The 26,192-nt window shown below is 39.0% G+C and carries 26 protein-coding genes; 23 read left to right on the top strand and 3 right to left on the bottom strand.

All coding sequences use genetic code 11. From position 1 onward, the window contains the following. The first annotated feature begins 91 nt into the window (after positions 1–91). The 4 genes from gndA (at position 92) to SanJ4206_RS07210 (ending at position 5,446) form a co-directional block, all read left to right on the top strand. Complete coding sequence (gene gndA, locus SanJ4206_RS07225; RefSeq protein WP_003029930.1) at positions 92–1,516, top strand: NADP-dependent phosphogluconate dehydrogenase; 1,425 nt, start codon at positions 92–94, stop codon at positions 1,514–1,516. Between the two features lie 8 nt (positions 1,517–1,524). Beyond that, positions 1,525–2,214, top strand: coding sequence for a response regulator transcription factor (locus SanJ4206_RS07220; RefSeq protein ID WP_003029931.1), 690 nt, complete (start codon positions 1,525–1,527; stop codon positions 2,212–2,214). Positions 2,215–2,424: 210 nt separating this feature from the next. Beyond that, entirely contained in the window at positions 2,425–4,614 is a 2,190-nt protein-coding gene (locus SanJ4206_RS07215; RefSeq protein ID WP_003029932.1) for a PTS transporter subunit IIBC, read from the top strand. Between the two features lie 16 nt (positions 4,615–4,630). Beyond that, positions 4,631–5,446 (top strand): endonuclease/exonuclease/phosphatase family protein, encoded by an 816-nt coding sequence (locus SanJ4206_RS07210; RefSeq protein WP_003029933.1) that lies wholly within the window; start codon positions 4,631–4,633, stop codon positions 5,444–5,446. Positions 5,447–5,492: 46 nt separating this feature from the next. Here the strand turns inward: SanJ4206_RS07210 and SanJ4206_RS07205 are convergent, their stop codons facing one another. Then, the gene (locus SanJ4206_RS07205; protein WP_022525076.1) at positions 5,493–6,104 is read right to left on the bottom strand and encodes a hypothetical protein; all 612 of its coding nucleotides are present in this window, start codon (positions 6,102–6,104) and stop codon (positions 5,493–5,495) included. A gap of 166 nt (positions 6,105–6,270) precedes the next feature. On the opposite strand from SanJ4206_RS07205, the gene nrdR reads away from it, so the two are divergent. The 14 genes from nrdR (at position 6,271) to SanJ4206_RS07130 (ending at position 21,079) form a co-directional block, all read left to right on the top strand. Further along, complete coding sequence (gene nrdR / locus SanJ4206_RS07200) at positions 6,271–6,744, top strand: transcriptional regulator NrdR (RefSeq protein WP_003029936.1); 474 nt, start codon at positions 6,271–6,273, stop codon at positions 6,742–6,744. After that, a complete protein-coding gene (locus tag SanJ4206_RS07195) occupies positions 6,745–7,893 on the top strand; it encodes a hypothetical protein (RefSeq protein WP_003029938.1) in 1,149 nt (382 codons plus the stop codon). Next, complete coding sequence (gene dnaI / locus SanJ4206_RS07190) at positions 7,894–8,793, top strand: primosomal protein DnaI (protein ID WP_003029939.1); 900 nt, start codon at positions 7,894–7,896, stop codon at positions 8,791–8,793. Continuing rightward, entirely contained in the window at positions 8,790–9,503 is a 714-nt protein-coding gene (locus tag SanJ4206_RS07185) for a nitroreductase family protein (RefSeq protein WP_022525075.1), read from the top strand. Before dnaI ends, SanJ4206_RS07185 begins: the two co-directional genes overlap by 4 nt. Positions 9,504–9,841: 338 nt before the next feature. Beyond that, on the top strand, positions 9,842–11,152 hold the full coding sequence (gene der / locus SanJ4206_RS07180; RefSeq protein WP_003029941.1) for a ribosome biogenesis GTPase Der: 1,311 nt from the start codon (positions 9,842–9,844) through the stop codon (positions 11,150–11,152). Positions 11,153–11,240: 88 nt separating this feature from the next. Then, entirely contained in the window at positions 11,241–11,579 is a 339-nt protein-coding gene (locus tag SanJ4206_RS07175; protein WP_003029943.1) for a hypothetical protein, read from the top strand. Between the two features lie 80 nt (positions 11,580–11,659). Further along, a complete protein-coding gene (locus SanJ4206_RS07170) occupies positions 11,660–14,770 on the top strand; it encodes a DEAD/DEAH box helicase (protein ID WP_003029944.1) in 3,111 nt (1,036 codons plus the stop codon). 40 nt (positions 14,771–14,810) lie between these two features. Further along, positions 14,811–15,455 (top strand): hypothetical protein, encoded by a 645-nt coding sequence (locus tag SanJ4206_RS07165; RefSeq protein ID WP_003029945.1) that lies wholly within the window; start codon positions 14,811–14,813, stop codon positions 15,453–15,455. 81 nt (positions 15,456–15,536) lie between these two features. Beyond that, positions 15,537–16,868 carry a UDP-N-acetylmuramate--L-alanine ligase gene (gene murC, locus SanJ4206_RS07160; protein WP_157622092.1) on the top strand — a complete coding sequence of 444 codons (1,332 nt, stop codon included), beginning with the start codon at positions 15,537–15,539 and terminating at the stop codon, positions 16,866–16,868. Continuing rightward, positions 16,858–17,391: a GNAT family N-acetyltransferase gene (locus SanJ4206_RS07155; protein WP_003029947.1), complete on the top strand. Its 534-nt coding sequence runs from the start codon at positions 16,858–16,860 to the stop codon at positions 17,389–17,391. Before murC ends, SanJ4206_RS07155 begins: the two co-directional genes overlap by 11 nt. Continuing rightward, on the top strand, positions 17,388–17,897 hold the full coding sequence (locus tag SanJ4206_RS07150) for a GNAT family N-acetyltransferase (RefSeq protein ID WP_003029948.1): 510 nt from the start codon (positions 17,388–17,390) through the stop codon (positions 17,895–17,897). The genes SanJ4206_RS07155 and SanJ4206_RS07150 overlap by 4 nt, the downstream gene beginning before the upstream one ends. Positions 17,898–17,995: 98 nt before the next feature. Beyond that, entirely contained in the window at positions 17,996–19,600 is a 1,605-nt protein-coding gene (mltG, locus tag SanJ4206_RS07145) for an endolytic transglycosylase MltG (RefSeq protein ID WP_022525074.1), read from the top strand. Between the two features lie 452 nt (positions 19,601–20,052). Next, on the top strand, positions 20,053–20,535 hold the full coding sequence (gene greA, locus SanJ4206_RS07135; RefSeq protein ID WP_003029952.1) for a transcription elongation factor GreA: 483 nt from the start codon (positions 20,053–20,055) through the stop codon (positions 20,533–20,535). A gap of 79 nt (positions 20,536–20,614) precedes the next feature. Then, entirely contained in the window at positions 20,615–21,079 is a 465-nt protein-coding gene (locus SanJ4206_RS07130) for an 8-oxo-dGTP diphosphatase (RefSeq protein ID WP_003029953.1), read from the top strand. A gap of 73 nt (positions 21,080–21,152) precedes the next feature. Here SanJ4206_RS07130 and yidC read toward each other — a convergent pair whose 3' ends face one another. Next, entirely contained in the window at positions 21,153–22,070 is a 918-nt protein-coding gene (gene yidC / locus SanJ4206_RS07125) for a membrane protein insertase YidC (RefSeq protein ID WP_003029955.1), read from the bottom strand. Between the two features lie 79 nt (positions 22,071–22,149). After that, positions 22,150–22,428, bottom strand: coding sequence for an acylphosphatase (locus SanJ4206_RS07120; protein ID WP_003029956.1), 279 nt, complete (start codon positions 22,426–22,428; stop codon positions 22,150–22,152). Between the two features lie 31 nt (positions 22,429–22,459). Between SanJ4206_RS07120 and SanJ4206_RS07115 the strand changes: the two genes are divergently transcribed. From SanJ4206_RS07115 to SanJ4206_RS07095, 5 genes are all read left to right on the top strand, one after another. Continuing rightward, positions 22,460–23,200, top strand: coding sequence for a TrmH family RNA methyltransferase (locus tag SanJ4206_RS07115; RefSeq protein ID WP_003029958.1), 741 nt, complete (start codon positions 22,460–22,462; stop codon positions 23,198–23,200). A gap of 45 nt (positions 23,201–23,245) precedes the next feature. Beyond that, positions 23,246–23,737, top strand: a complete 492-nt coding sequence (locus SanJ4206_RS07110) for an HDIG domain-containing metalloprotein (protein WP_003029959.1) — start codon at positions 23,246–23,248, stop codon at positions 23,735–23,737. 25 nt (positions 23,738–23,762) lie between these two features. After that, positions 23,763–24,446, top strand: coding sequence for a Bax inhibitor-1/YccA family protein (locus SanJ4206_RS07105; RefSeq protein ID WP_003029961.1), 684 nt, complete (start codon positions 23,763–23,765; stop codon positions 24,444–24,446). Between the two features lie 104 nt (positions 24,447–24,550). Further along, positions 24,551–25,801 (top strand): diaminopimelate decarboxylase, encoded by a 1,251-nt coding sequence (locus SanJ4206_RS07100; protein ID WP_022525073.1) that lies wholly within the window; start codon positions 24,551–24,553, stop codon positions 25,799–25,801. A 54-nt stretch (positions 25,802–25,855) separates the two neighbouring features. Beyond that, positions 25,856–26,104 carry a YneF family protein gene (locus SanJ4206_RS07095; protein ID WP_003023631.1) on the top strand — a complete coding sequence of 83 codons (249 nt, stop codon included), beginning with the start codon at positions 25,856–25,858 and terminating at the stop codon, positions 26,102–26,104. Positions 26,105–26,192 lie beyond the last annotated feature (88 nt).

Raw genomic sequence — 26,192 nt, 5'->3', positions numbered from 1 at the left:
CTCTTTTTATAATTCATATCATGGCAAAGTACTTTCAATTATGCTTGCAAAATGTTACAATAAGACTAGTAACTATAAATAGGAGTAAGACATGACAAAAGCGAATTTTGGTGTTGTTGGTATGGCTGTTATGGGGCGTAACCTCGCCCTTAATATTGAATCTCGTGGCTATACAGTAGCAATTTACAACCGGTCAGCGAATAAAACAGAGGATGTGATTGCATCTCATCCTGAAAAAAACTTTGTTCCAAGTTACGATGTGGAAAGTTTTGTGAATTCTATTGAAAAACCACGTCGGATCATGCTCATGGTTAAAGCTGGGCCAGGGACAGACGCAACGATTCAAGCATTATTACCGTTCCTGGATAAGGGAGATATCTTGATTGACGGTGGAAATACGTTCTATAAAGATACTATTCGTCGTTCAGAAGAATTGGCAAATTCTGGAATCAATTTTATCGGGACAGGAGTATCTGGTGGTGAAAAAGGTGCGCTTGAAGGTCCATCTATCATGCCTGGTGGACAAAAAGAAGCCTATGAATTGGTAGCAGATGTATTGGAAGAAATTTCAGCGAAAGCGCCAGAGGATGGGGCACCATGTGTAACTTATATCGGACCAAATGGTGCAGGTCATTATGTAAAAATGGTCCACAATGGGATTGAGTATGGCGATATGCAACTGATTGCAGAAAGTTATGATTTAATGCAGCACTTGCTTGGATTTTCAGCAGCAGAAATGGCTGAAATCTTTACTGAATGGAATAAGGGTGAGTTGGATAGCTATCTGATTGAAATCACTGCTGATATTTTGACACGTAAAGATGATGAAGGACAAGATGGACCAATCGTTGATTACATTTTGGATGCAGCTGGAAATAAAGGAACGGGTAAATGGACGAGCCAATCAGCTCTTGATTTTGGTGTTCCACTTCCACTTATTACGGAGTCTGTTTTTGCACGTTATATTTCTGCTTATAAAGAAGAACGTGTTCAAGCTAGCAAAGTTCTTCCAAAACCTACTGCTATTAAATTTGATGGGGATAAGGCTGAATTAATTGAAAAAATTCGCCAAGCTCTATACTTCTCGAAAATCATGTCTTATGCACAAGGTTTTTCACAATTGCGTGTTGCATCTAAAGAGCAGGCTTGGAATCTTCCATTTGGTCAAATTGCTTCTATTTGGCGTGCTGGATGTATCATCCGTGCTCGTTTCTTACAAAAAATTACAGATGCATACGGACGTAATCCAGATCTTGCAAACTTATTGCTTGACGAATACTTTATGGACGTCACTGCCAAATACCAACAAGCTGTTCGTGATGTAGTAGCTTTGGCTGTTCAAGCAGGTGTGCCGGTACCAACGTTCTCTAGTGCAATTGCTTACTTTGATAGCTATCGTGCAGAAAACTTGCCAGCCAATTTAATTCAAGCGCAACGCGATTACTTTGGTGCGCATACGTATGAACGTAAGGACAAAGAAGGAATTTACCACTATTCTTGGTATGATGAAAAATAGGATAGGCTATGGCGAAGCGGATTTTATTAGTTGAGAAAGAAAAAAAGTTAGCACAATTTATTGGCTTAGAACTACAAAAAGAAGGTTATCGAGTTGATCTTTTTGAAACAGGAAAAGATGCTTTAGCGTCTGCGCGAGCGAATCAATACGATTTATTCCTGTTGAATTTTATGCTTGACGATATGACAGGAACAGAATTTGCTGCACAATTAAGTGTGATAAAGCCTGCTTCGGTCATCATTGTATTGGATCATCGTGACAATATTCTACAATATACTGAGGAAATCCAACGCTTTGCTGTTGCTTACATGGTAGAACCATTCATTGTGACGGACTTAGTTGAAAAAATTTCTGCCATTTTTCGTGGACGTGATTTTATTGATCAGCATTGTAGTCAGATGAAAGTTCCAACATCTTATCGGAATCTTCGGATTGATGTGCAAAATCATACAGTTTATCGAGGTGAAGAAGTGATTGCTTTGACTCGACGAGAATATGATTTATTAGCAACATTGATGGGAAGCCATCAAGCTTTAAGCCGTGAACAGCTGTTAGAGCGCGTGTGGAAATATGAAGGAGCTGTTGAAACAAATGTTGTTGATGTTTATATTCGCTATCTTCGTAGTAAAATTGATATAGTGGGGCAAAAAAGTTATATAAAAACCGTGCGTGGTGTTGGTTATGCTATGCAAGAATAACTCTGAGGTGCAGGAAATATCGTTTTTCTGCACTTTTCTAATGGGCGTATTTCCCTAGTCTATTACAATTTGCAAGCAAGAAATAGGAAAAATTTTTAAAATATTATATAAAAACGCTTTACAAAATAAAAATATATGATATAATTAAAGGGTCAAATAAATGCAAACGTTTTCGTAAAACGTTTGTGGAATTTTTATAAGGAGATATGAATGATGAAAGAGACATTCAAAAACATATTCAGTTTCGAATTTTGGCAAAAATTCGGAAAAGCTCTGATGGTCGTTATCGCAGTAATGCCTGCGGCTGGTTTGATGATCAGTATTGGTAAGTCCATTCCAATGATCAATCCAAATGTAGCTGCTCTTGTTACAACAGGCGGTATTCTTGAGCAAATTGGTTGGGGAGTTATCGGAAACCTTCACATTTTGTTTGCATTAGCTATTGGAGGTAGCTGGGCAAAAGAACGTGCTGGTGGTGCATTTGCGGCCGGACTTTCATTTATTTTAATTAACCGTATTACAGGGGTCTTTTTTGGAGTAACTTCAGACCTTCTTACAAAACAAGGAGCTACTGTAAAAACTGTCTTTGGTGGAACCATTAAGGTGGCTGATTATTTTGTAAATGTACTTGAAGCTCCTGCCCTTAATATGGGGGTGTTTGTTGGTATCATTGCCGGTTTTGTTGGAGCAACTGCTTACAACAAATATTATAATTACCGTAAATTACCAGATGCGCTTTCATTCTTTAATGGTAAACGGTTTGTGCCATTCGTTGTTATTTTGCGTTCTACAATTGTGGCTTTGATTCTTGCAGTATTTTGGCCAGTTGTTCAAACTGGAATCAACAATTTTGGTATTTGGATTGCTAACTCTCAAAAGACAGCTCCAATTCTCGCACCATTCTTGTTTGGTACTTTAGAACGTCTTCTTTTACCATTTGGACTTCACCATATGTTGACAATTCCAATCAACTATACTCAATTAGGTGGGACATATGAAGTGTTGACAGGGGCTGCTAAAGGAACGACTGTATTTGGTCAAGATCCATTATGGTTGGCTTGGGTAACAGACCTTGTTAATTTAAAAGGTTCACACGCTGATCAATATCAACATCTTCTAAATAGTATTACTCCAGCTCGTTTTAAAGTTGGGCAAATGATTGGTTCATTTGGTATTTTGATGGGGGTTGCCTTTGCAATTTATCGAAATGTAGATGATGATAAGAAACATAAATACAAAGGGATGATGATTGCAACAGGACTTGCAACTTTCTTAACAGGTGTTACAGAACCAATTGAATACATGTTTATGTTTGTTGCAACACCTCTTTATTTGGTGTATGCTGTTGTGCAAGGGTTAGCCTTTGCTATGGCAGATATTGTTCACTTGCGTATGCACTCATTTGGTTCGATTGAATTCTTGACTCGTACCCCACTTGCAATCAACGCTGGTTTGGGTATGGATATCATTAACTTTATTTGGGTAACAGTTCTCTTTGCAGTTGGAATGTACTTTATTGCCAACTTCATGATTAAGAAATTTAACTACGCAACTCCAGGACGTAATGGTAACTATGAAACAGCTGATGGGGAAGATAGTGATTCATCTGCTCAAGCTGGTGGCAAAGTAGCAGAAGCATCCCAAGCTGTAAATATCATTAACCTTCTTGGCGGACGCGCAAACATCGTTGATGTAGATGCTTGTATGACACGTCTCCGTGTAACTGTCAAAGATGCTGAAAAAGTTGGTACAGAAGAACAATGGAAAGCTGAAGGAGCAATGGGCTTGGTGATGAAAGGCCAAGGCGTTCAAGCGATTTATGGTCCGAAAGCGGATGTTCTTAAATCTGATATTCAAGACTTACTTGACTCAGGTGAAGTGATTCCTGAAACTCTTCCGAGTCAAATGACAGCTTCACAAGCTGCGGAAGTGAGCTACAAAGGTGTAACAGAAGAAGTTGAAACGGTTGCTGACGGTGAAGTCATTGCTATCTCTGATGTGAAAGATCCTGTCTTCTCACAAAAAATGATGGGTGACGGATTTGCAGTTGAACCTGAAAATGGGAATATCTACTCACCAGTAGCAGGTACTGTTACAAGCATTTTCCCTACAAAACACGCTCTTGGTCTCTTGACTGATAATGGTCTTGAAGTGCTTGTTCATATCGGACTTGATACAGTCAGTCTTGAAGGTAAACCATTTGAAGTACATGTTGCAGAAGGACAAAAAGTTGCAGCAGGTGATCTTCTTGTGACAGCTGATTTAGAAGCTATCAAAGCGGCAGGTCGTGAAACTTCAACAGTTGTTGTCTTCACAAATGCACAAGCTATTAAATCTGTAACGGTTGAAACATTCGGCAAAGTAGCAGCGAAAACGGTTGTTGCTAAAGTAGAATTGTAAATAGAAAAGAGAAATCATGGCAAAATTCCTGACTTTAAATACTCATAGTTGGATGGAAGATGAGCAAGAAAAAAAGCTAGATCAACTAGCTGAGCGGATTCTTCAAGAAAAATATGATGTCATTTGCCTGCAGGAAGTCAATCAAGAAATGGAGTCTGAACAGGTTGTTCAGGCTCCATTTTATCATGCGGTAGATGGTGCTATTGCGATTCATAAAGACCACTTTGCACATTGTCTTGTGGAGAGATTGGTAGAGAAAGGTCTTATTTATCATTGGTCTTGGGCTTATAATCATATTGGTTTTGATCGGTTTCATGAGGGAGTTGCTATTTTATCCTTAAATCCATTGAAACCAAGGGAGTTATTGGTTTCAGATGCCAACGATCCAACGGATTATCACACTAGAAAAGTACTTTTGGCGGAAACAGAAGTTGATGGACGGCTTGTAACGGTGGCTTCCTGTCATCTTTCCTGGTGGAATAAAGGCTTCCAAGAAGAGTGGGCACAGATAGAAGAAGAATTGTTACAATGCAACATGCCTTTGGTATTGATGGGAGATTTTAACAATCCTGTCGGTTATGAAGGCTATCAGCACATTTTAAGAAGTCCACTTGCTTTGCAAGATAGTCATGCTGTTGCTGCTACAGTCGTTGGTACAGCAACGGTTGAAGGCGATATTGCTGGCTGGGCTGGAAATAAGGAAGCTCTAAAAATTGATTATATCTTTACAAGTAAAGATTTCAACATTGAAAAATCTGCTGTTGTTTTTGACGGCAAAGCAACACCTGTTGTTAGTGACCATTTTGGGTTAGAAGCAGAAGTTGCATTTTAACAATCAAAAACGGGAAGTTTTATCTTGAACTTCCCGTTTTTGATTGTCATTCTTTAGAGGTGTGGTGTTTTCCAGCATTGATAGCGTCGGCCTCGGTCATGGTGACTACTCTGTCAAACCGTGTATTGCGTGGCATATTATCTAAGTTGTACCAATAAACATCAGCAGTTCCATTACGAGCTACATAAACGGTTCGTTCCTGCTGTTGAGCTTCTTTTGCTGCAGCAGCCTCTTGTTGTTGCTGCGCTTGAGCGGCAGCTGCTTCTTCTTGTTTTCGTTTTTCTTCTGCTTGTCTAGCTATTTCTTGTTCTTTTGCTGTTTTTTCTGCAGCCTCTTTTTCTTGCTTAGCTTTTTCCGCTTCCTTTTTCTTCTTTTCCTCTGCGGCTTTCTCTTTCTTTGTCTGTTCCTCTTTTTTACCTAGAGCAATATATTGCTCGTTTTCTTTTTTGTAGGAGTCAAACTCATTTTTTAATGTTTTGTAGTCTTTCGCGGCTTCTTCATTGCTTTTTGTTAATTTTTGAATCTGTACCTTATATTCTTTCTCGTCCTTCTGCTGGTTTCCCATGGCAGAAAACGATCCCAATAAAAGAACGACTAGCGTTAGAATAGCGATATTCTTTTTGTCTTTAAAAAAGGCAACAGAAAAAAATCTTTTCATCATAATTCTCCTTAAAATGATAACGTTTACAATTTATTATATAAAATTTCTCGAGAGAAGTAAATAGGATAACGGATTATTATATGTTTTCGTGAGGAAGGTCCTATCTTTTGTTATTTCTTAAAACATGGTATAATGAAGTATTAAGAATTCAGGAGGGAAGCAGATGCGTTGTCCTAAGTGTGGTGGTAGTAAATCAAGTGTTATTGACAGTCGGCAAGCAGAAGATGGTAATACAATTCGTCGTCGTCGTGAGTGTGATGAATGTCAGTATCGCTTTACGACTTATGAACGTGTAGAAGAACGGACGCTCGTTGTCGTTAAAAAAGATGGCACGCGGGAACAATTTTCAAGAGACAAGATCTTTAATGGAATCATTCGTTCGGCGCAAAAACGTCCTGTTTCTAGTGATGAGATTGAGGAAATTGTCAGCAGAATTGAGCAAAAAGTGCGCAGCAGCAATGAAAACGAGATCGCAAGCGAGTATATCGGTGGTTTAGTAATGGAAGAGTTAGCGGATTTAGATGAAATTACTTATGTTCGTTTTGCTAGTGTTTATCGTAGCTTTAAAGATGTGAGCGAGCTGGAAAACCTCTTGAAACAGATTACAAAAACAGCGAAAAAGAAAAAGGAACAATAGATGAAACCGAATGATCAATTTTCTTTTGTGAAGAATAATCTGATTAGCCAGGACAGCACCAATTTGATTCGTCTGTATTTGCCAATTTTAGGGCTTGAAGCGACCTCTATCTATCAGTATTTGCTTGCTTTTTGGGACAACGGGAAATCATCTTACACCTTTGGGCACATTTTGAATCATCTCAATCTGGGGATGAATGCCTTGCAAAAAAGTTTAGAAATGTTGTCTGCTATGCAGTTAGTAGAGCTTTATCATACGGAGAATCATTTTCAGGTCTATTTGCAGCCCACATTAGCGTCTGGTGAATTTTTAAGCAATCCTGTTTATAGACGCCTGCTAGAAAAGAAGATTGGTGAAGCTGCAGTAGAAGCTTTGTTGCCTAGTCACCCAAGTGGTGAGAAGCAAGATGTGAAGCTGTCAGAGATTTTTCAAGTGGAAGATGCAAAGGTAGAGCCGCAATCAAAACAGAATCATTTTGACTTGGATTACTTTAAACAATTGATGGCGCGAGAAAACTTGCGTTTTGAAAACGAAAAAGAAGATTTGCTGGTACTCTTTGCTATTTCAGAGCAACAAAATTGGACTTGGTATGAGACCTACTTGTTGGCTAAGGAGACGGCTGTCGGTCATGTGGTTTCAACCAAGCGAATGAAGCAAAAATTAAATCAGAAGCCTGCTGCAAGCGGATTTTCTAACGCTGAACAAACGATTATTCGAGAGGCTAAGAGTAAGTCAGCCATGCAGTTTTTAGCAGAAATCAAAAAAACTAAGCATGCGACAATCACACGAGGAGAACGTCAGTGTTTGCAAGAATTGGCAAATTTGGGACTGTTAGATGAAGTGATTAATGTGATTTTGCTGTTGACTTTTAACAAAGTGGATTCGGCTAATCTCAATGAAAAATACGCTTTGAAAGTAGCAAATGATTTTTCATATCAAGAAGTGACATCAGCAGAAGAGGCAGTTTTGCGAATTCGTGAGCGAAATCAACAACCAAGCAAAAAAGCAAATCAAACGGCTACTTCAAAGAGCAATGTTCCCGACTGGAGCAATCCTGACTATAAGAATGAAACAAGTGCTGAAAAGCAGGCTGAGCTAGAGGAGCAAAAGAGAAAACTTTTAGCGAAATTAGACCAAGGAGGTGACTAGATGGAGAGTGTTGGACAAACGATGGCGCATAGGAAACAAGCTCGTCAATTTAACTATGAAGAGTTGGTGAAGCAAATCGTAGCCGATCCAGATGTAGTGGCTTTTATCCAGTCTGAGCGATTAACACCTGCTGAAATCAAACGAAGCATTTCTAAGTTTAATCAGTATATTTCTGAACGCAATCGATTCTTACTGGGAGATGAAGCGTATATTGCTAAGGGCTATAAGCCAATCTTGGTGAAAAATGAGGGTTATGCGGATGTTTCTTATGAAGAAACTCCAGAATTAGTTGAAGCGCAGAAACAGGCAACCATCAATGCACGTTTAAACTTGATTAGTCTTCCTGCTAGTCTCAAGGAAGCTAGTTTGGCAAAAGTGGATTTGGACGATGTTGGTCGTTACAAGGCTTTTGAGTTGCTGACGAATTTTGTGGCAGATTATCCAAACTACAAAAAAGCGATTTACCTTTATGGTGATTTTGGCGTAGGGAAAAGTTACATGATGGCGGCTTTGGCACATGATTTGTCGGAAAAACGTAGTGTTTCTACGACCTTGCTTCATTATCCTAGTTTTGTTTTGGATGTAAAGAATGCTATTTCTTCCGGTCTAGTTAAGGAAAAGATTGATGAAGTAAAAGTAGCGCAAGTATTGATTTTGGATGATATTGGTGCGGAGCAATCAAGTCCGTGGATGCGAGATGAGATTTTGCAGGTTATTTTGCAGCACCGGATGCAGGAAAATTTGCCAACTTTCTTTACATCGAATTTTAATTTTGCGGATTTGGAACGGCATTTTGCGACATCCAAAAACGGAGATGAAACTTGGCAGGCTCGTCGAGTCATGGAAAGAATAAAATTTTTAGCAGAGGAAGTTCGTCTGGAAGGAGAAAATCGCCGATGAATGAAACGATTGATTTGATGAAAAAACATACTTCTGTTCGTCGTTTTACAGAGGAGCAGATTTCAGATGAGGATTTGAAAGCGATTATTGATGCTGGTCGAGCAGCCTCCAGCTGGAAGAATTTCCAGTCTTATTCGATTATCGTTGTTCGTAGTCAGGAAAAGAAAGCAGCCTTGTTTGATTTGGTGCCTCAGGAGGCTATTCGTCAGTCGTCCGTTTTTCTTCTTTTTATCGGAGACCTCAATCGAGCTGAGAAAGGTGTGGGACTTCACACAAATGCCTTTTACCCACAAGGAGTGGAGAATCTTCTGATTAGTTCTGTTGACGTTAGTCTGGTCGCGCAGAATACTCTTTTGGCAGCTGAAAGTCTGGGATATGGCGGGGTCATCATTGGCTTGATTCGCTATGCTTCTAGGGAAATAGCAGAGCTGTTTAATTTACCAGATTATACGTATCCTATTTTTGGAATGGCTTTGGGAAAGCCAGCTCAGCACCATGCTGTTAAACCACGCCTGCCGTATGAAACAGTCGTTTTTGAGGAAGATTATCAAGAACAGGATGCGTCTGTTATTCAGGCTTATGATCAGATTCAGGCAGACTATGCTGGAGATCGAGCAACTGATACATGGAGCGAGCGGTTGACGAATCAATTTGCTCAAAAGCCCAATCCTGCTAGCCAGAATCTATTACAAGATAAGAAATTATTATAAAGTAAAGGAAGTGAGACCAAAAACAGGCATTTCGAAGCAATTCGATTTTGTTGTTTCACCCCGCACAGATCGAAAGGTTTGGGGAATCTTTCGAAGTTGGAAATAGTCAAGTGAAACTTGACGTCAAAAGAGTTGTAAAAGCTGATTTATCAGCACATTAGCCCCCACTTAGCAGTGATTGATTGGCACTAAGGTGCTAATCAATTGTGCATGGGAAATTCTAAATTGACTAAAGTCAACAGAGTTTCTCCAAATCGCTGCGTCCTGTAATTATAACTACATAAACAAGTGAAGCTGAGCATTTTGTCCCAGCTTCTTGGAATAGAAAGAGGAACACTATGGCTTTACCAACCATTGCCATTGTCGGCCGTCCTAATGTCGGCAAATCAACATTTTTTAATCGGATTGCTGGGGAGCGGATTTCGATTGTTGAGGATGTTGAAGGAGTAACCAGAGACCGTATTTATGCAACGGCTGAGTGGCTGAATCGCAAGTTTAGCATGATTGATACGGGCGGGATTGATGACGTAGATGCGCCTTTTATGGAACAAATCAAGCACCAAGCAGAGATTGCTATGGATGAGGCTGATATCATCGTTTTTGTGGTGTCTGGAAAAGAAGGTATTACAGATGCGGATGAATATGTGGCTCGTATGCTCTACAAGACCCACAAGCCGATTATTCTAGCGGTTAATAAAGTAGATAACCCAGAGATGCGTAGTGAAATTTTTGATTTTTATGCTCTTGGCTTGGGTGACCCTTATCCTGTTTCTTCCGTTCATGGGATTGGCACGGGGGATATTTTAGATGCCATTGTTGAAAATCTCCCTAATGAAGAAGCCGTTGAAAATCCAGACATGATTAAATTCAGCCTTATTGGTCGTCCCAATGTCGGCAAGTCTAGCCTAATCAATGCGATTCTGGGAGAAGACCGTGTGATTGCTAGTCCTGTGGCTGGTACTACTCGTGATGCGATTGATACGGTCTTTACGGACAATGAGGGACAAGAATTTACCATGATTGATACAGCAGGTATGCGCAAGTCAGGCAAGGTCTATGAAAATACAGAGAAGTATTCTGTTATGCGAGCTATGCGAGCCATTGACCGTTCCGATGTAGTACTCATGGTGCTCAATGCTGAAGAGGGGATTCGCGAGTATGATAAGCGGATTGCTGGTTTTGCTCATGAAGCAGGTAAAGGAATTATTATCGTTGTTAACAAGTGGGATACGCTGGAAAAGGATAACAAGACCATGCAAAATTGGGAAGCCGATATTCGCGACCAATTTCAGTATCTCTCTTATGCACCGATTGTCTTTGTATCAGCTCTGACTAAGCAACGTTTGCATCAATTACCAGACATGATTAAGAGAATTAGTCAAAGCCAAAATACCCGCATACCGTCTGCAGTACTCAATGATGTCATCATGGATGCCATTGCGATTAATCCGACACCGACCGACAAAGGCAAACGGCTGAAAATCTTCTATGCGACACAAGTTGCGACCAAACCGCCAACCTTTGTTATTTTCGTCAATGAAGAAGAGCTCATGCACTTTTCTTATATGCGTTTCCTAGAAAATCAAATCCGCAAGGCTTTCGTATTTGAAGGGACACCAATTCATCTCATTGCCAGAAAGCGGAAGTAGGGCGGAGCTAGCTAAATAAGGCTGAACATAAAAATAGTAGAAGTGGTACAGTACAAGATAATCTAATGTACTTATGTGAGAAAGAAATATGAATTGGATAAATATTGCTAAAGTGGTGCTCATTGGAATGGCAAGTGCAGCTTATGTGAATATTCACTATGATGATAGAAAGTACAAACCGTTTGGTTTTCGCTATTGGTTATCACTTTTTAGTCTGATAGTTGTAGGAATTGCACATCTTTTCTTGGCTGCTATAACATTGGGCGTCATTTGGCTTATGATAACAAAATTCTCTATACTTTTACTGGGAATTTGGCTCCTTTTAGTATTCTTAGTAATAGGAAATACAATATTGCTAGTCGGTTTTATGAAAGTGTTGATTGCACGCACTAAGCACTATAAAAAGCTCAACAAGGATATTTTCTAAAAGAAAGCGAGGCGAACCTTGCTTTTTTTCTTTATACTGAAAATATGGTATAATGAATAGATAAAATAAAGGTGGTACTTATGGCAAAATTGATTCCTGGAAAGATTCGGACAGAAGGAATTGCTCTTTACGAAGCAGGGAAAATTGAAATTCTCAAAGTGAAAGATCAGATGATTTACAGCCGAGTGGAAAATCACAATCTGCGATATAGCTTGGATGATGAAGCCATTTTTTGCGCCTGTGATTTTTTTCAAAAAAAGAAATACTGTGCTCATCTAGCAGGCTTAGAATATTTTCTAAAAAATGATCCTGAAGGGAAAGTCGTTTTGGCAAATCTAGAAGAGGAGCAGACAACTTCAGAAGAAACTCAAACGAAGGTCTCATTTGGCAGTCTCTTCTTGGATAAAATCCTCCAGACAGAAGATGTAGCCGTTCGCTATGAACTGTCTGCTGTCGGGCAAGAAGATGACTATACAGGACAATTTTTGTGGACCTTGCGTATCAGTCGTTTACCAGATGAGCGCTCCTATGTTATCCGGGATATTCGTGCTTTTTTAAAGATTGTTGAAAAAGGCGATTATTATCAAATCGGCAAGCACTATTATGAAAAAATGCAATTAGCCGCTTTCGATGAAGCTAGCCAAGAGGTGATTCAGTTTTTACGAGGACTTGTTTCTTATCAGCAAGATCAAGATGCTTCTTTTATCTTGCCAAATGCAGCTAGACATCTTTATTTTCCGTCTAGTCTGTTTGAAGAAGGCGTAAATCGACTCATGAATTTGCCGCATTTCCGCTTAGAATACAGTCTTTATGACTATGACAAAGTTTTTTTTCAAGATTTGCATGCTGAAGTAGGCATCTATGATTTTACAGTAGAGGAAAATTCGGATTATTTTGAGCTCATCATTACAGAGCAAAATTATAAAATCTTATATGGTGGTGACTTTATTTTTTATGGAGATCATTTTTATCAACTGACGGAGCAACAAAAGCGGATGATTCAGGTGATTCGAGAATTACCTGTGGATGCCGATCGCAAAAAACGCCTTCAATTTGATACAAGCGATCAAGCCAAACTGGCTTCAGGACTATTAGAATTTGGTAAAGTCGGTTCTATTCAAGCACCAGAAAGTTTGGTGATTCATACTTTTACTCCGCTGTTTGATTTCGAATTATTGGATACTCAGGAAATTCGTCTCAAAATCCAGTTTGACTATGGAAATTGTGTTGTGGATACTCGTCTTGAGTTGGAAGAATTGCCATTTGCCAGCGATTTCCAGTTAGAACAAAAGGTTTTTCAACAAGCTCTGTCTGCTGGTTTTGAAGCAGATTTCACAAGCACCCGTCCGCCATTGCAACCACAAGAAATCTACTCCTTTTTCACAGTGGCTCTGCCTCATTTTAGACGCTTGGGAAAGGTATCTGTGGCAGAAAACCTGACAGCCTTGTACCAAGTGGAAAGACCAGCAGTTTCTGTTCAGACAAATGGTGGCTTGTTGGATATCGGGTTTGACTTTACAAGTATTGACCAGACAGAAGTGGACGATGCGTTAGAAGCTCTTTTTTCGGCTAATGATTATTTCATTAGTCGCTCTGGTAAGGTGCTCGTTTTTGATGAAGAAACAAAAAGAGTCAGAAAAACCTTACAGGATTTACGAGCTAAAAAAGGAAAAGACGGCATTTTCCAAACGCAGAAGATTGCTGCTTATCAGCTATCTGAATTGTTTAAAGACCAAGAAAAAGTTAGTTTTTCAGAGGAGTTTCGCCATTTAGCCTTTGATTTGACGCATCCAGAGGAGTTTGCGCTACCTACATTAAAAGTGGAAGCAACTTTGCGTGATTACCAAGAAACGGGTGTCAAATGGATGTCTATGCTTCATCGTTACGGATTTGGTGGTATTTTAGCAGATGATATGGGGTTGGGAAAAACCCTTCAAACCATTGCCTTTTTAAGTAGTCAGCTAAAAAAAGAGATCAATGTTTTGATTTTGGCTCCGTCTAGTTTGATTTACAATTGGCTGGATGAGTTTGCGAAATTTGCACCAGAAATGGATGTAGCGGTCATTTATGGATTAAAACCAGTCAGAGATAACTTGATTGCAGAAGGTCATCAGGTGATGATTACAAGTTATGCTTCCTTCCGTCAAGATGTTGAAGAATATAGTCAATTGAACTTCGATTATCTCTTTTTAGATGAAGCGCAGGTCATGAAAAATGCACAGACCAAGATTGCTCATCATTTACGAAATTTTGAGGTCAAAAATACCTTTGCTCTTTCTGGAACGCCGATTGAAAATAATCTCGGCGAATTATGGTCTATTTTTCAAATTGTTTTGCCAGGATTATTACCTAGCAAAAAGAACTTTTTGAAATTGCCTGCAGAAACTGTCGCTCGTTTTATCAAACCATTTGTCATGCGGCGAAAGAAAGAAGATGTCTTGCAAGAATTGCCAGATCTTATCGAAGTGTCTTATCGCAATGAGTTAGCAGATAGTCAAAAGGCTATCTACCTAGCGCAGCTAAAACAAATGCGGGAGCGCGTGCTGACTTCTACAGAGGAAGAACTCAATCGCAGCAAAATGGAAATCTTATCTGGCTTGATGCGTTTACGACAAATCTGTGATACACCAGCGCTCTTTATGGAAGATTATCATGGCGAGAGTGGCAAACTAGAAAGCTTGATGGAACTATTAGAGCAGATTCAGACAGGAAGCCACCGTGTGCTCATTTTTTCTCAATTCCGAGGCATGCTCGATATTATCGAAAAAGAATTGAAAAAGATGAAAATAGAGACGTTTAAAATTACAGGCTCCACGCCAGCAAAAGAACGTCAAGAGATGACAAATGCTTTCAACAATGGGGAAGGAGACGCCTTTCTAATCTCCCTAAAAGCTGGCGGTGTTGGCTTAAACCTGACAGGTGCAGATACCGTTATTCTAGTTGACCTTTGGTGGAATCCAGCAGTAGAGTCTCAGGCAATTGGCCGAGCTCACCGTATGGGACAAGAAAGAAATGTAGAAGTCTACCGCCTGATTACGCGAGGCACGATTGAAGAAAAAATTCAAGAATTGCAAGAAAGCAAGCGCCATCTCGTGTCAACTATCCTAGACGGAACGGAGTCGCGCAGCAGCCTAACCGTTGCTGAAATACGAGAAATTCTAGGAATTTCTCCAGAAACACTTGAAAAATAGCATCAATAGTTTATAATGAAGTGTTGAAAGGAATGTGCTCATGAAAGAAAAAACTTTTCCGTTGATTTCTGACGATGAAGTCATGCTATCAGAAATGCCGCGTATGAACCTTTATGATGAAAGCGATCTTATCAGCAATATTAATGGTGACTATGTCGATAAAAATTATTTAGAATGGGAACCAATTGTAAAGAAAATTGCAGACAGTCAAGTAAAAGAAGGACAGGCAAAGTCTTACCAAGCGACTTCAGTTGTTCAATCTGTCAAAGCCAAAAAGTCTGCTTCAAAAAGTTATGCAGAATTGGCTAGAGAAGAAGCCAGAGCGGATTTGAAAAAGAAACGTTCGGCAGCTTATTTGACATCGGATTTTACTGCTAAAAAGCGCTCCTATCCTGCCGTTATGAATGGTAACACAGCTATTTCACATCAACCAACAGCATTTTTCCAAAAGGAAAATGGTAGTGAACTGGCAAAATACAGTCGGAATTTGAAACAGGATCAATATATTTTAGCAGATATCAGGACGGAGCCTTCTGTACATCAACCAAATGAATTGCCCAAAAAAGCTAAAAATAATTATGACTTTTTAAAGACAAGTCAAATTTACAATAAAAAAGAATTGCAAAGCCAAAGAGAGCGTCGGATAGCGCAAGAACTAAATTTAACACGGCTGGAAGAAAAATAATCGAACGTTGACAAGAGCCAAATATTTTTGTGTGAACTTGGTTTCACTAAATTTAACGCTCTTAGCATTTAAGGAGAAATTATGACAAAAACCTATCATTTTATCGGGATTAAAGGCTCTGGGATGAGTGCCTTAGCATTGATGCTACATCAAATGGGACATCACGTTCAGGGAAGCGATGTGGAGAAATATTATTTTACACAACGTGGCTTAGAACAAGCAGGGATTAAAATCCTACCTTTTGATGAAAAAAATCTTCAAGCAGATGTAGAAGTCATTGCGGGAAATGCTTTCCGTCCGGATAATAATATTGAAATTGCCTATGCCGATGCAAATGGAATTACTTATAAGCGCTACCATGAATTCCTTGGAACCTTCATGCGCGATTTTGTCAGCATGGGAGTGGCAGGTGCACACGGAAAGACATCAACGACGGGTATGTTAGCACACGTTTTGTCAAACATTACGGATACCAGTTATCTGATTGGTGACGGGACGGGGCGCGGCTCTGCAAATGCGAAATACTTTGCATTTGAAGCAGATGAATATGAACGTCATTTCATGCCTTATCATCCTGAATATTCAATTATCACGAATATTGACTTCGACCACCCAGATTATTTCACCAGCTTAGAAGATGTTTTCAATGCTTTTAATGATTATGCTAAGCAAGTTAGCAAAGGGTTATTTGTTTACGGTGAAGACAAAGAATTGCGCCGAGTCACAGCTAACGCTCCTATTTATTACTATGGCTTTAAGGAAGGCAATGACTTTATCGCTCATGACTTACTCCGTTCTACGACAGGCTCTAGCTTTAAAGTCTCTTTCCATGGCGAAGAATTAGGAGAATTTAAGATTCCTAGCTTTGGTCGTCATAATATTATGAATGCAACAGCAGTCATTGGTTTGTTATACACCGCTGGATTTGATTTGAATTTAGTTCGGGAGCATTTAGTCACTTTTGGTGGTGTGAAACGTCGCTTCACTGAAAAAATGGTCAATGGAACGACAATTATTGATGACTTTGCTCATCACCCTACTGAAATCATTGCAACTTTAGATGCAGCTCGCCAGAAATATCCAAGTAAAGAAATTGTTGCGATTTTCCAACCACATACTTTTACTAGAACCATTGCACTTTTGGACGAATTTGCCGAAGCCTTGAATCTAGCGGATGCAGTGTATTTAGCACAGATTTATGGTTCTGCACGCGAAGTGGATCATGGAGATGTCAAAGTAGAAGATTTGGCTGAAAAAATTATCAAAAAGGCAGAAATTATTACTGTTGACAATGTTTCGCCATTGTTAGAACACCCAAATGCTGTTTATGTTTTCATGGGAGCTGGGGATATTCAGACTTATGAATATTCTTTTGAACGTTTGCTATCTAATTTGACAAGCAATGTCCAGTAATCTAATACCACAAGTCACACAAGTTACCCTTCGAGAAGCTGCTTCGGAAGATTGGGAGACAATCGTTGCGATTGAGGAGGCGAATTTCTCCACAGAAGCAGCTGGTGCAGAAACGCTCCAAAAATGGATTGAACAGGGTCAAACGAACTTTTTAATAGCAGAATTAAATGAGAAAATAGCTGGCTACATTGTAGGGTCAGCCGTTTTTTCACGTCATTTGACAAATGAAATGATAGATAATTCGTCAAAACAGCAGCAAGATTCTGATTTTATGACGATTCAGCGCTTGTCCATTCATCCAGAGTTTAAAGGTCAAGGGCTGGGAACTTTGCTTTTAGCTGCTTGCAAAGAAATAGCTGTCGCACGAAATCAGAAAGGTCTTCAGCTGGTTTGTTCAGATGAGTTGATTTCTTACTACGAAATGAATGCTTTCATAAACGAAGGAATTTCTGAAAGGGCAGATAGCCATGCTATTTTATATGAACTTGTTTGGGAAAATCCATATTTTAAGGAGGAACAATGAAGATTAGACAGGCAAATTTAGCAGATTTGGATGCTATTACAACTATTGAATGGGAAAATTTTGGACCAGAAGAAGCTCTGAGTAGAGATATTTTAGAAGCCCATATCCAAAAACTAACAACCAGTTTCTTAGTCGCTGAACGAGACGGTCAGATTTTAGGCTACCTTGAAGGACCTGTTCGTCCTGAGCGCCATTTAGTAGACCAATCCTTTACTTCTGAGGTAGAAGATTATAGTCATTTGACAGACCATTATATTTCGTTGACCAGTTTATCTATTGCTAAAAATGCTCAAAATATGGGGTTAGGTCGAAGTTTGTTAAATGCAATGAAGGATATTGCTGTTCGCGACCAGCGTTTGGGGATCAACTTAACCTGTCATGATTATTTGGTCGCTTACTATGAAAAACATGGTTTTATCAATGAGGGTGTATCCCAATCTACCTATGCAGGTGAAGTTTGGTATGATATGCTTTGGAAAACTCCCAATAGTGGAGAAAAGAATTGATTATTCTGTAGAATGCTTGAAAGAAAGGCATTCTCTTATTGCTTTTATTTACCTTTTAAGATATAATAGTAGGGATATTGAACAAGGAGGTCAACTATTTGGCTGAAGATTCACAAGAAAAAGAAGGGCTGAGTTTTAAAGAGCAGATTCTGCGCGACTTGGCAAAAGCAAAGGGAACTGAACAACCAAAACCTGTAGAAGAATCTAATAACTTGCAGGAAAAGTTAGGTTTGGGTCAATTTGTGCTTCCTTCTGCACAGGAAGAGGAGGAAACAACTGCTTCTGAAACGGATATACCAAAAGTTCAAAAAGAAGAAAGTGGCGAACCAGAGCTAGCTCCTTTAGAAAGTCCCCTTCCAACCGTTGAACAAATAGAAGCCGAAACGGCAGCTAGGGAAGAGAAAGAGTTTAATACTCATACAACGAAAGTTCCTGTTTCTTATCCAACCAATCAAGCGGTTGAAGAAAGTAAAGCTCCGGAAGAATTGGTTCAACCTGCAGTTTACGGAACAGAGCAAGACACAAAGAAACTTTCTCGTTCAAATCGGACTGCTCAAACGATTAACACGAAGAAGCGTCAAAACAAAATTGCCGGAAAAATCGTCAAAACGGTCTTAATTTTGCTACTTTTAGGGATTGGTTTAACTGGTTTCTTTGCTTATCGCTATGTTACATCAGCTTTACAACCAGTTGATGCGAAAAATACAAAGTATGTGACGGTTAAGATTCCGACTGGATCGAGCACCAAAGCAATTGGAACGGTCTTGGAAAAAGCTGGTTTGATCAAAAATGCTCAGATTTTTAGCTATTATGCTAAGTTTAATAACTATGCAGATTTTCAATCGGGTTATTATAATCTGCAAAAGAGCATGAGTTTGGATACGATTGCTAAAAAGCTACAGCAAGGTGGAACGGACACTCCGCAGGATCCCTCAATGGAAAAATTAACCATTCCCGAAGGATATACGATTGACCAAATTGCAAAAACGATTGCGAAGTTGAAGAAAAGTAAATTGTCTTCGGATACGTTCTTAAAGAAAGTGCAAGATGATAATTTTATCACTCAGGAAGTTGCAAAATATCCAAATTTATTAGGCAATTTAGCTAAAAAAGAGAGCGGTGTTAAGTATCGCTTAGAAGGCTATCTTTTCCCTGCTACTTACAATGTGACCGACAGCATAACTGCTGAAACGCTCATTGACCAAATGTTAGCAGCAATGGATAACACCATGTCGCAATATTATGATGTTTTAGCCTCAAAGAACTTGACTGTGCACGATGTTTTGACAATTGCGTCCTTGGTTGAAAAAGAGGGTTCAAGAGATCAAGATCGAAAGAACATTGCAAGTGTCTTTTACAATCGTTTAAATCAAAACATGCCGTTGCAAAGTAATATTGCAATTTTGTATGCTCAAGGGAAGCTTGGTCAAAAGACAACCTTAGCAGAAGACGCTGCGATTGATACTAATATTGATTCGCCTTATAATGTTTATAAAAATACCGGTTTAATGCCTGGTCCTGTAGACAATCCTAGTCTTTCTGCTATTGAAGCGACTGTTAATCCAGCTAAAACGGATTATCTTTACTTTGTAGCTAATACAGAAACAGGAAATGTTTATTTCGCAAATACCTATGAAGAACATGAAAAAAATGTTCAAGAACATGTTAATAGTAAATTGACACAATCAAGTAGTTCAAGTTAAAAAAGCGGGACAAAATCGTAACTTTTAAAACTTGATTTTGTTCTACTTCTGAGCAATGATGTATAAGTCTAAAAAGATTGCTACAAGTGTATTTTAGACTAGATGAAGAATGCACCTTGCAAAGCAAGCGAATATTAAAAAGAAGCTGGGACGAAAGTTTCCAGCTTCAAAGTATAAAGTATATAGTTATAATAAACCCACGACGCAGCTACTGATTGCTCAAAGCATTGCTTTGAGGTGGCGGATAGAACTTGTAAAGCAAATCTCAAAGCTGTTTGCTTTTCAAGTTCGGAAGAACACTTTTGACAAAAAATTTGTTTTCTTTATCCACCACCTCAACAGTCTTCCAGACTGTTGAGCAACCCTGCGGGGGTGAGACTAGGAACTAAAATTTTCAAGATGAGTTCTGTCCCACTCCCTCTTTATTTTAAAAATAGAAAGAAGAAAAAATAATGGCAGAAAAAACTTATCCCATGACCCTTGAAGAAAAGGAAAAACTTGAAAAAGAATTAGAAGAATTAAAATTAGTTCGCCGTCCAGAAGTGGTAGAACGTATTAAAATTGCTCGCTCTTATGGAGACTTATCAGAAAACAGTGAGTATGAAGCAGCCAAAGATGAGCAGGCTTTTGTTGAAGGCCAAATCTCAAGTCTGGAAACCAAGATTCGCTATGCTGAAATTGTAAATAGCGATGCAGTGGCGCAAGATGAAGTCGCTATTGGTAAGACTGTTACAATTCAAGAAGTTGGCGAAACGGACGAAGAAGTCTATATGATTGTTGGTGCAGCAGGAGCAGATGCTTTTGCAGGAAAAGTTTCTAATGAAAGTCCTATTGGACAAGCTCTAATTGGCAAGAAAACAGGCGATACAGCTACAGTTGAAACACCTGTTGGCAGTTATGATGTAAAAATCCTAAAAGTCGAAAAAACGGCATAATTAAAAATGAGTAAGATGAGCCCCCGTGATTGTAATAGTACCACGGGGGTTGTCTCTGCAAAACATAGAGGAGAGAAATATGGCTCGTAAGTCTCAAGTAATTTTAACCAATATGTGTCTGATTGAAGATAATCAAAATCGCATTGTCATGCAGATTCGTGATCCCAAGATGTATTCTTGGTCAGGAGCAGCCTTACCCGGCGGACATATAGAAGAAAAGGAGAGCCTCCACCAAGCAGTTGTGCGTGAAATTTATGAAGAAACGGGACTAACAATCCATCATCCTAGACTGGTTGGTATGAAACATTGGTACACGGCAGAAGGAATTCGTTATCTGGTTTTTCTTTATCGCACAAATGAATTTTCAGGACATCTCCGTTCATCAGAAGAAGGTGAAGTTAGGTGGGTGGCGCGTGAAGAGTTGGACACTCTCGAATTGGCTTATGATTTAAAAAATTTGCTACGTATTTTTGATGACAAATCGTTGTCAGAATTGTTTTATAGTGAACGTTTAGAAAATGATTTTGTTCGCGAATTTTGGTAAGTTTATTTTTGAATGAGAACATTTAAATTGAACGGCAAGCAAAAAGCTGGAATGATTGTTCCAGCTTTTTTGCTTATCTTGAACGTTGTTTTCCAGCGTTACGATTTTTCTTTTTATTTTGTTTTCTATTTTCAATAACGGCCTGTGCTTGAGGTGTCACATCTTTTTTACGACCAGAATTTTTAATGGCTTTAGGTGGATTATTTTTGTATTCTTCAGCTACGCGTTTTCTGAGCTGAGGACGGATGTAATGATTGATAATCAATTGTTGGATAATCATGATGAAACCACCGACTACCCAATAAAGTGTGACACCTGCTGGAGCTGTGAACGAGAAGATGACAATCATGAGCGGGCTCATGTACATCATTTTCTTCATTTGCTCTTTTTGAACTTCGTCAATACCGACAAGGGTCAAAGCAGATTGAATAAAATACAAAACTCCGACGATAACAGTAAGGAGAACGCTGGCTTTTCCGAGTGGAATTCCTAGGAATACACTCTTAGCCACTCCTTCAGTGTATTGAGCAGAGAAATAAAGGGCAGAGAAAAATGGTAATTGAATCAGGAGAGGAAGGCATCCGATACCTCCGAGCATATTGACACCATTTTCTTTTTGAGCAGTCATGAGTGCTTGCTGAGCAGCCAGTTTTTCTTCTTGTGTTTCCGCATTCTTCATGCGTTCTTGGATCGGCTCAAAAATAGGCTTCAAGTAATTCATCTTTTCAGACTGGTAAGTTGATTTCCAAGACTGATAGAGTCCAAGTGGAAGGATAATCAAGCGCACAATCAAGGTGACGATGATAATAGCGACACCAAAACCAAGTCCCATATTATTAGCAAAATACTGAATGGCAAGGCTCATTGGTCTTCCGATAATATCCCAGACAAATCCAGCAGGCTTGCCATCTTTGACTTGCACACAGCCTGAGAGTAGAAGAAGTATAGACAGCCCTAAACCTGAGAATAAAATACGATTTAATTTTTTCACGTGTTTGTTTCCTTTTTCTAAAAAATAATACCTTTCTATTCTACTGTTTTTTTCCTAAATATACAATAGTTCTTGGGACCTAATTTGCAATTTTAAAATCTGAATAGGAATCAAAATTAGCCATTGTGACATCTAAATAGCTGACTTTTGAAAATGGCGTTGGTCCTTTGCGGATTTCTTGGATAAATTTTGCCATGAGGGCAGAATTCTCCGCTTGTGCTAAGATCTCTACAGTTCCGTCTTCATTATTCCAGACACGTCCAGTGATGCCACCGATTTCTGTGGCAAGTGTGTAAACACCCCAACGAAAGCCAACTCCTTGCACGCGACCTTGTGCAATCATTCTTACTTTTTGCATGTGAACCTCCTTTTTGTGATATAATAGTTCTATGAATATTATAACCTCAAAAGCTAATAATGTGGTAAAAAATACCAAGAAATTACTTCAAAAAAAGTATCGGAAAGACTCATACTTAATTGAGGGCTGGCATTTATTTGAAGAAGCAGTCCAAGCACAGGCTGAGTTTCGGAATATCTTTGTTTTAGAAATTTTTTTTGATAAAGTGAAAGATTTTTCTCAAGTTCATGTGGTAACGGCAGATATTTTAGCAGATTTGGCTGATTCCAAAACACCGCAGGGCATTGTGGCAGAGATTGCTTTTGAAAAACAATCTGCTCCTTCATTTCTCAAAGGGAAATATCTCTTTTTAGAAGATGTGCAGGATCCCGGAAATGTAGGAACGATTATCCGAACGGCTGATGCAGCTGGTTATGATGGAGTGTTTATTTCGCAGCATTCGGCAGATATTTACAATCTTAAAACCCTACGCTCCATGCAGGGCAGTCATTTTCATTTGCCTGTTTATCGAGTAAAAACAGCAGATTTTCTTGAGCTTGCTAAACAAGTACAATTACCGATATTAGCAACGACGCTTTCAAAAGATTCGATGGATTATCGAGAGTTAGCACCACTGTCGGATTTTGCTCTTGTGTTGGGAAATGAAGGACAGGGTATTAGTCATGAAATGGCAGAAGCAGCTGATAACCTCATTCATATTTCGATGAAAGGACGAGCTGAGAGTTTAAATGTCGCCGTGGCAGCAGGCATTCTCATCTTCGCTTTAAGCTAAAATTTAGAAATGTATTTATAATTAGAAGCACATGGAGGTGGTTCTATGCTTTATAAAGAAGATAAAGAGTATATGGAGCATGTTGGACAATTGATTGCTCAACCACGCGTCCAGAAATTAAAAACCATAACACACCATATTTATTCCAATCGTTTGGAACATTCGATTCATGTTAGTTATACGAGCTATAAAATTGCTAAAAAATTAGGTTGGGATGCAAAAAGTACCGCGCGTGGTGGTCTTCTGCACGATATGTTTTACTATGATTGGCGGGAAACGAAATTTAATAAAAGCCATGCTTGGGTACACCCTCGTTTAGCAGTACGAAATGCACGGAAAGTAACCAATTTAAATAAAGTAGAAGAAGACATCATTATCAAACACATGTGGGGAGCAACATTGGCGCCGCCACGGTATAAAGAAGGCTATATTGTCACTATGGTGGATAAATACTGGGCAATCAAGGAAGCCATGGCGCCAGTTCGGAAAAGAATGGCTAAAAGAAGACTTTTCCATCGAAAAATGTTAAAATCGTAACATATCATAATAAAGGAGAGAGCTTATGAACAATACAGTTATTCAAGAAAATAGTGGTATCAATAGTTTTTACGCTAAAGTTTATTCATTAGTCGGTATGGGGATTGGCATTTCTGCCCTTGTCTCGGCTTTGATGTTAACAATATTTCAAGATGTGATTTATTCAGTAATAATGGCGAATAGTTGGATTTTTTACTTAGCTATTTTTGCTGAGTTGGTTCTTGTCTGGGTAGCTTCAGGAATGTCTGCCAAAAACAATCCAGCTGCATTGCCAACTTTTCTAGTTTATTCGGCTTTAAATGGTTTTACGATTAGTTTAGTGTTGGCTCTTTACACACAAGCAACAGTTTTAGCAGCCTTCGTTACTTCTTCAGCGATGTTTTTTGCGATGGCATTGATTGGGAAATTTACCAAAAAAGATCTTTCTGGTCTGGGCAGAGCCTTTATTGCAGGTCTGATTGGAGTTATCATCGCTAGTTTGGTGAATATTTTCCTTAGAAGTTCTGGACTAGATTTCATCATTAGCATTATTAGTGTGATTATCTTTTCTGGATTGATTGCTTGGGATAATCAAAGAATCCGCTATGTCTATGAGCAATCAGGAGGAAATGTAGCGGCTGGTTGGGCAGTTTCACTCGCCTTAAGCCTTTATCTTGATTTTATCAATCTGTTCCTCAGCATTCTTCGCATTTTTGGAAGAGATAATTAAAAGTAAGAATTAGAAGTTGGAATAGTTCCAGCTTCTTTTTTATGGCTGTGGATTCTTCTTTTATGATATAATAAAGCAAATGAAAAGAAAGTATGAGACTTGCTATGAAAGAACCATTTCTTAGTCGCGAAAAGTTAGCTGAAATCACAACTCAATTTCCAACTCCATTTCATTTATATGATGAGAAAGGAATTCGTGAGACAGCTCGTGCGCTTCAGAAAGCCTTTTCTTGGAATCAAGGATTTAAAGAGTATTTTGCAGTGAAAGCAACTCCGAATCCGACTATTTTGAAAATCTTGAAAGAAGAAGGTTGTGGAGTAGATTGCGCCAGCTATGTAGAACTTTTGATGAGCCAAAAAGTAGGCTTTTCAGGAAATGACATGATGTTTTCGTCCAATGATACACCCGCAGAAGAAATACAATTTGCGCGTGAATTGGGAGCTACTATCAATCTTGATGCTTATGAAGATGTTGCATTTTTACAGGAAGTGGCGAGCATTCCAGAAATCATTTCTTGCCGCTATAACCCAGGCGGTGTATTTGAATTGGGAACAGATATTATGGATTCTCCAGAAGAAGCCAAATTCGGGATGACTAAAGAACAACTCATCCAAGCATTTAAAGATTTAAAAAAGTTGGGCGTTAAAAAATTTGGGATTCATGCCTTATTGGCTTCTAACACTGTTACGAATCATTATTATCCTGAATTAGCCCGTCAGCTATTTGAATTAGCCGTTGAGATTGTGGCTGAGACCAATGTGGACTTGGATTTTATCAATCTTTCAGGCGGAGTAGGCGTTCCTTACCGTCCAGAAGAAAAAGCAAATGACATTTTAGCGATTGGGCAAGGAGTTCGCCGAGTTTATGAGGAAATTTTAACACCTGCAGGTTTAGGAAAGGTTAAAATTTTTACGGAACTGGGACGTTTTATGCTGGCCCCTCATGGATTATTGGTGACGAAAGTATTGCATAAAAAGAAGACTTACCGCACTTACATTGGTGTAGATGCTTCGGCAGTGAATCTGCTGCGCCCGGCTATGTATGGCGCTTATCACCATATTACAAATATGGATCATCCAGATGGACCGACAGAAATAGTGGATGTGGTCGGCAGTCTTTGCGAAAACAATGATAAATTTGCCATTCAGCGCGAACTTCCGATTACCAATATTGGAGATACTTTGGTGATTCACGATACAGGAGCACATGGTTTTTCAATGGGCTATCAGTATAACGCTAAACTTCGTTCAGCTGAGATTTTGCTAGAAGAAGACGGTGGTGTACGAATGATTCGGCGTGCTGAAATACCGGAGGATTACTTCGCAACTTTGTATGGCTTTGATTTTGAAAAATAGACAATTTTTGATATAATAAGAAGATGTAAAAAGGGAAAAGAGGATTACATATTTATGAATTTACTATTAGCTATTTTGTTGATTATTCTGGCTTTCTTTGGTGGTATGCTCGCTGGAATGTACCTTGTCCGCAAACAAATTGAAAAAGAATTTGCAGACAATCCACGTTTGAATATTGATGCGGTTCGTACAATGCTATCTGCAAATGGACAAAAGCCAAATGAAGCAAAGGTACAACAAGTGTATCGTCAAATTAAAAATCAACAAAAAGCAGCACTTGAAAATGCTAAAAAGAAAAAATAAGCTGTTAAAACAGTATAAAATTTGATTTTTAAAGAGATAAACGAATGGGGATTTGGGACTTGCACCCAGTCCCTTCTTTAGAAAGAAG

Origin of the sequence: Streptococcus anginosus, assembly GCF_001697145.1 — a bacterium.
Taxonomy (GTDB): Bacteria; Bacillota; Bacilli; order Lactobacillales; family Streptococcaceae; genus Streptococcus; species Streptococcus hominis.
The sequence above is the reverse complement of the archived record's forward strand: the minus strand, read 5'-3'. Positions and strand labels throughout refer to the sequence as shown.

Coding starts and splice junctions, on each gene's coding strand:
- SanJ4206_RS07155 (WP_003029947.1), top strand. CDS start 16,858: ATGTCCAGTAATCTAATACCACAAGTCACACAAGTTACCCTTCGAGAA.
- SanJ4206_RS07185 (WP_022525075.1), top strand. CDS start 8,790: ATGAATGAAACGATTGATTTGATGAAAAAACATACTTCTGTTCGTCGT.
- SanJ4206_RS07120 (WP_003029956.1), bottom strand. CDS start 22,428: ATGCAAAAAGTAAGAATGATTGCACAAGGTCGCGTGCAAGGAGTTGGC.
- SanJ4206_RS07130 (WP_003029953.1), top strand. CDS start 20,615: ATGGCTCGTAAGTCTCAAGTAATTTTAACCAATATGTGTCTGATTGAA.
- SanJ4206_RS07105 (WP_003029961.1), top strand. CDS start 23,763: ATGAACAATACAGTTATTCAAGAAAATAGTGGTATCAATAGTTTTTAC.
- SanJ4206_RS07170 (WP_003029944.1), top strand. CDS start 11,660: ATGGCAAAATTGATTCCTGGAAAGATTCGGACAGAAGGAATTGCTCTT.
- SanJ4206_RS07220 (WP_003029931.1), top strand. CDS start 1,525: ATGGCGAAGCGGATTTTATTAGTTGAGAAAGAAAAAAAGTTAGCACAA.
- SanJ4206_RS07100 (WP_022525073.1), top strand. CDS start 24,551: ATGAAAGAACCATTTCTTAGTCGCGAAAAGTTAGCTGAAATCACAACT.
- SanJ4206_RS07165 (WP_003029945.1), top strand. CDS start 14,811: ATGAAAGAAAAAACTTTTCCGTTGATTTCTGACGATGAAGTCATGCTA.
- SanJ4206_RS07095 (WP_003023631.1), top strand. CDS start 25,856: ATGAATTTACTATTAGCTATTTTGTTGATTATTCTGGCTTTCTTTGGT.
- SanJ4206_RS07205 (WP_022525076.1), bottom strand. CDS start 6,104: ATGAAAAGATTTTTTTCTGTTGCCTTTTTTAAAGACAAAAAGAATATC.
- greA (WP_003029952.1), top strand. CDS start 20,053: ATGGCAGAAAAAACTTATCCCATGACCCTTGAAGAAAAGGAAAAACTT.
- SanJ4206_RS07210 (WP_003029933.1), top strand. CDS start 4,631: ATGGCAAAATTCCTGACTTTAAATACTCATAGTTGGATGGAAGATGAG.
- SanJ4206_RS07175 (WP_003029943.1), top strand. CDS start 11,241: ATGAATTGGATAAATATTGCTAAAGTGGTGCTCATTGGAATGGCAAGT.
- SanJ4206_RS07150 (WP_003029948.1), top strand. CDS start 17,388: ATGAAGATTAGACAGGCAAATTTAGCAGATTTGGATGCTATTACAACT.
- murC (WP_157622092.1), top strand. CDS start 15,537: ATGACAAAAACCTATCATTTTATCGGGATTAAAGGCTCTGGGATGAGT.
- dnaI (WP_003029939.1), top strand. CDS start 7,894: ATGGAGAGTGTTGGACAAACGATGGCGCATAGGAAACAAGCTCGTCAA.
- nrdR (WP_003029936.1), top strand. CDS start 6,271: ATGCGTTGTCCTAAGTGTGGTGGTAGTAAATCAAGTGTTATTGACAGT.
- SanJ4206_RS07110 (WP_003029959.1), top strand. CDS start 23,246: ATGCTTTATAAAGAAGATAAAGAGTATATGGAGCATGTTGGACAATTG.
- der (WP_003029941.1), top strand. CDS start 9,842: ATGGCTTTACCAACCATTGCCATTGTCGGCCGTCCTAATGTCGGCAAA.
- SanJ4206_RS07115 (WP_003029958.1), top strand. CDS start 22,460: ATGAATATTATAACCTCAAAAGCTAATAATGTGGTAAAAAATACCAAG.
- SanJ4206_RS07195 (WP_003029938.1), top strand. CDS start 6,745: ATGAAACCGAATGATCAATTTTCTTTTGTGAAGAATAATCTGATTAGC.
- SanJ4206_RS07215 (WP_003029932.1), top strand. CDS start 2,425: ATGATGAAAGAGACATTCAAAAACATATTCAGTTTCGAATTTTGGCAA.
- gndA (WP_003029930.1), top strand. CDS start 92: ATGACAAAAGCGAATTTTGGTGTTGTTGGTATGGCTGTTATGGGGCGT.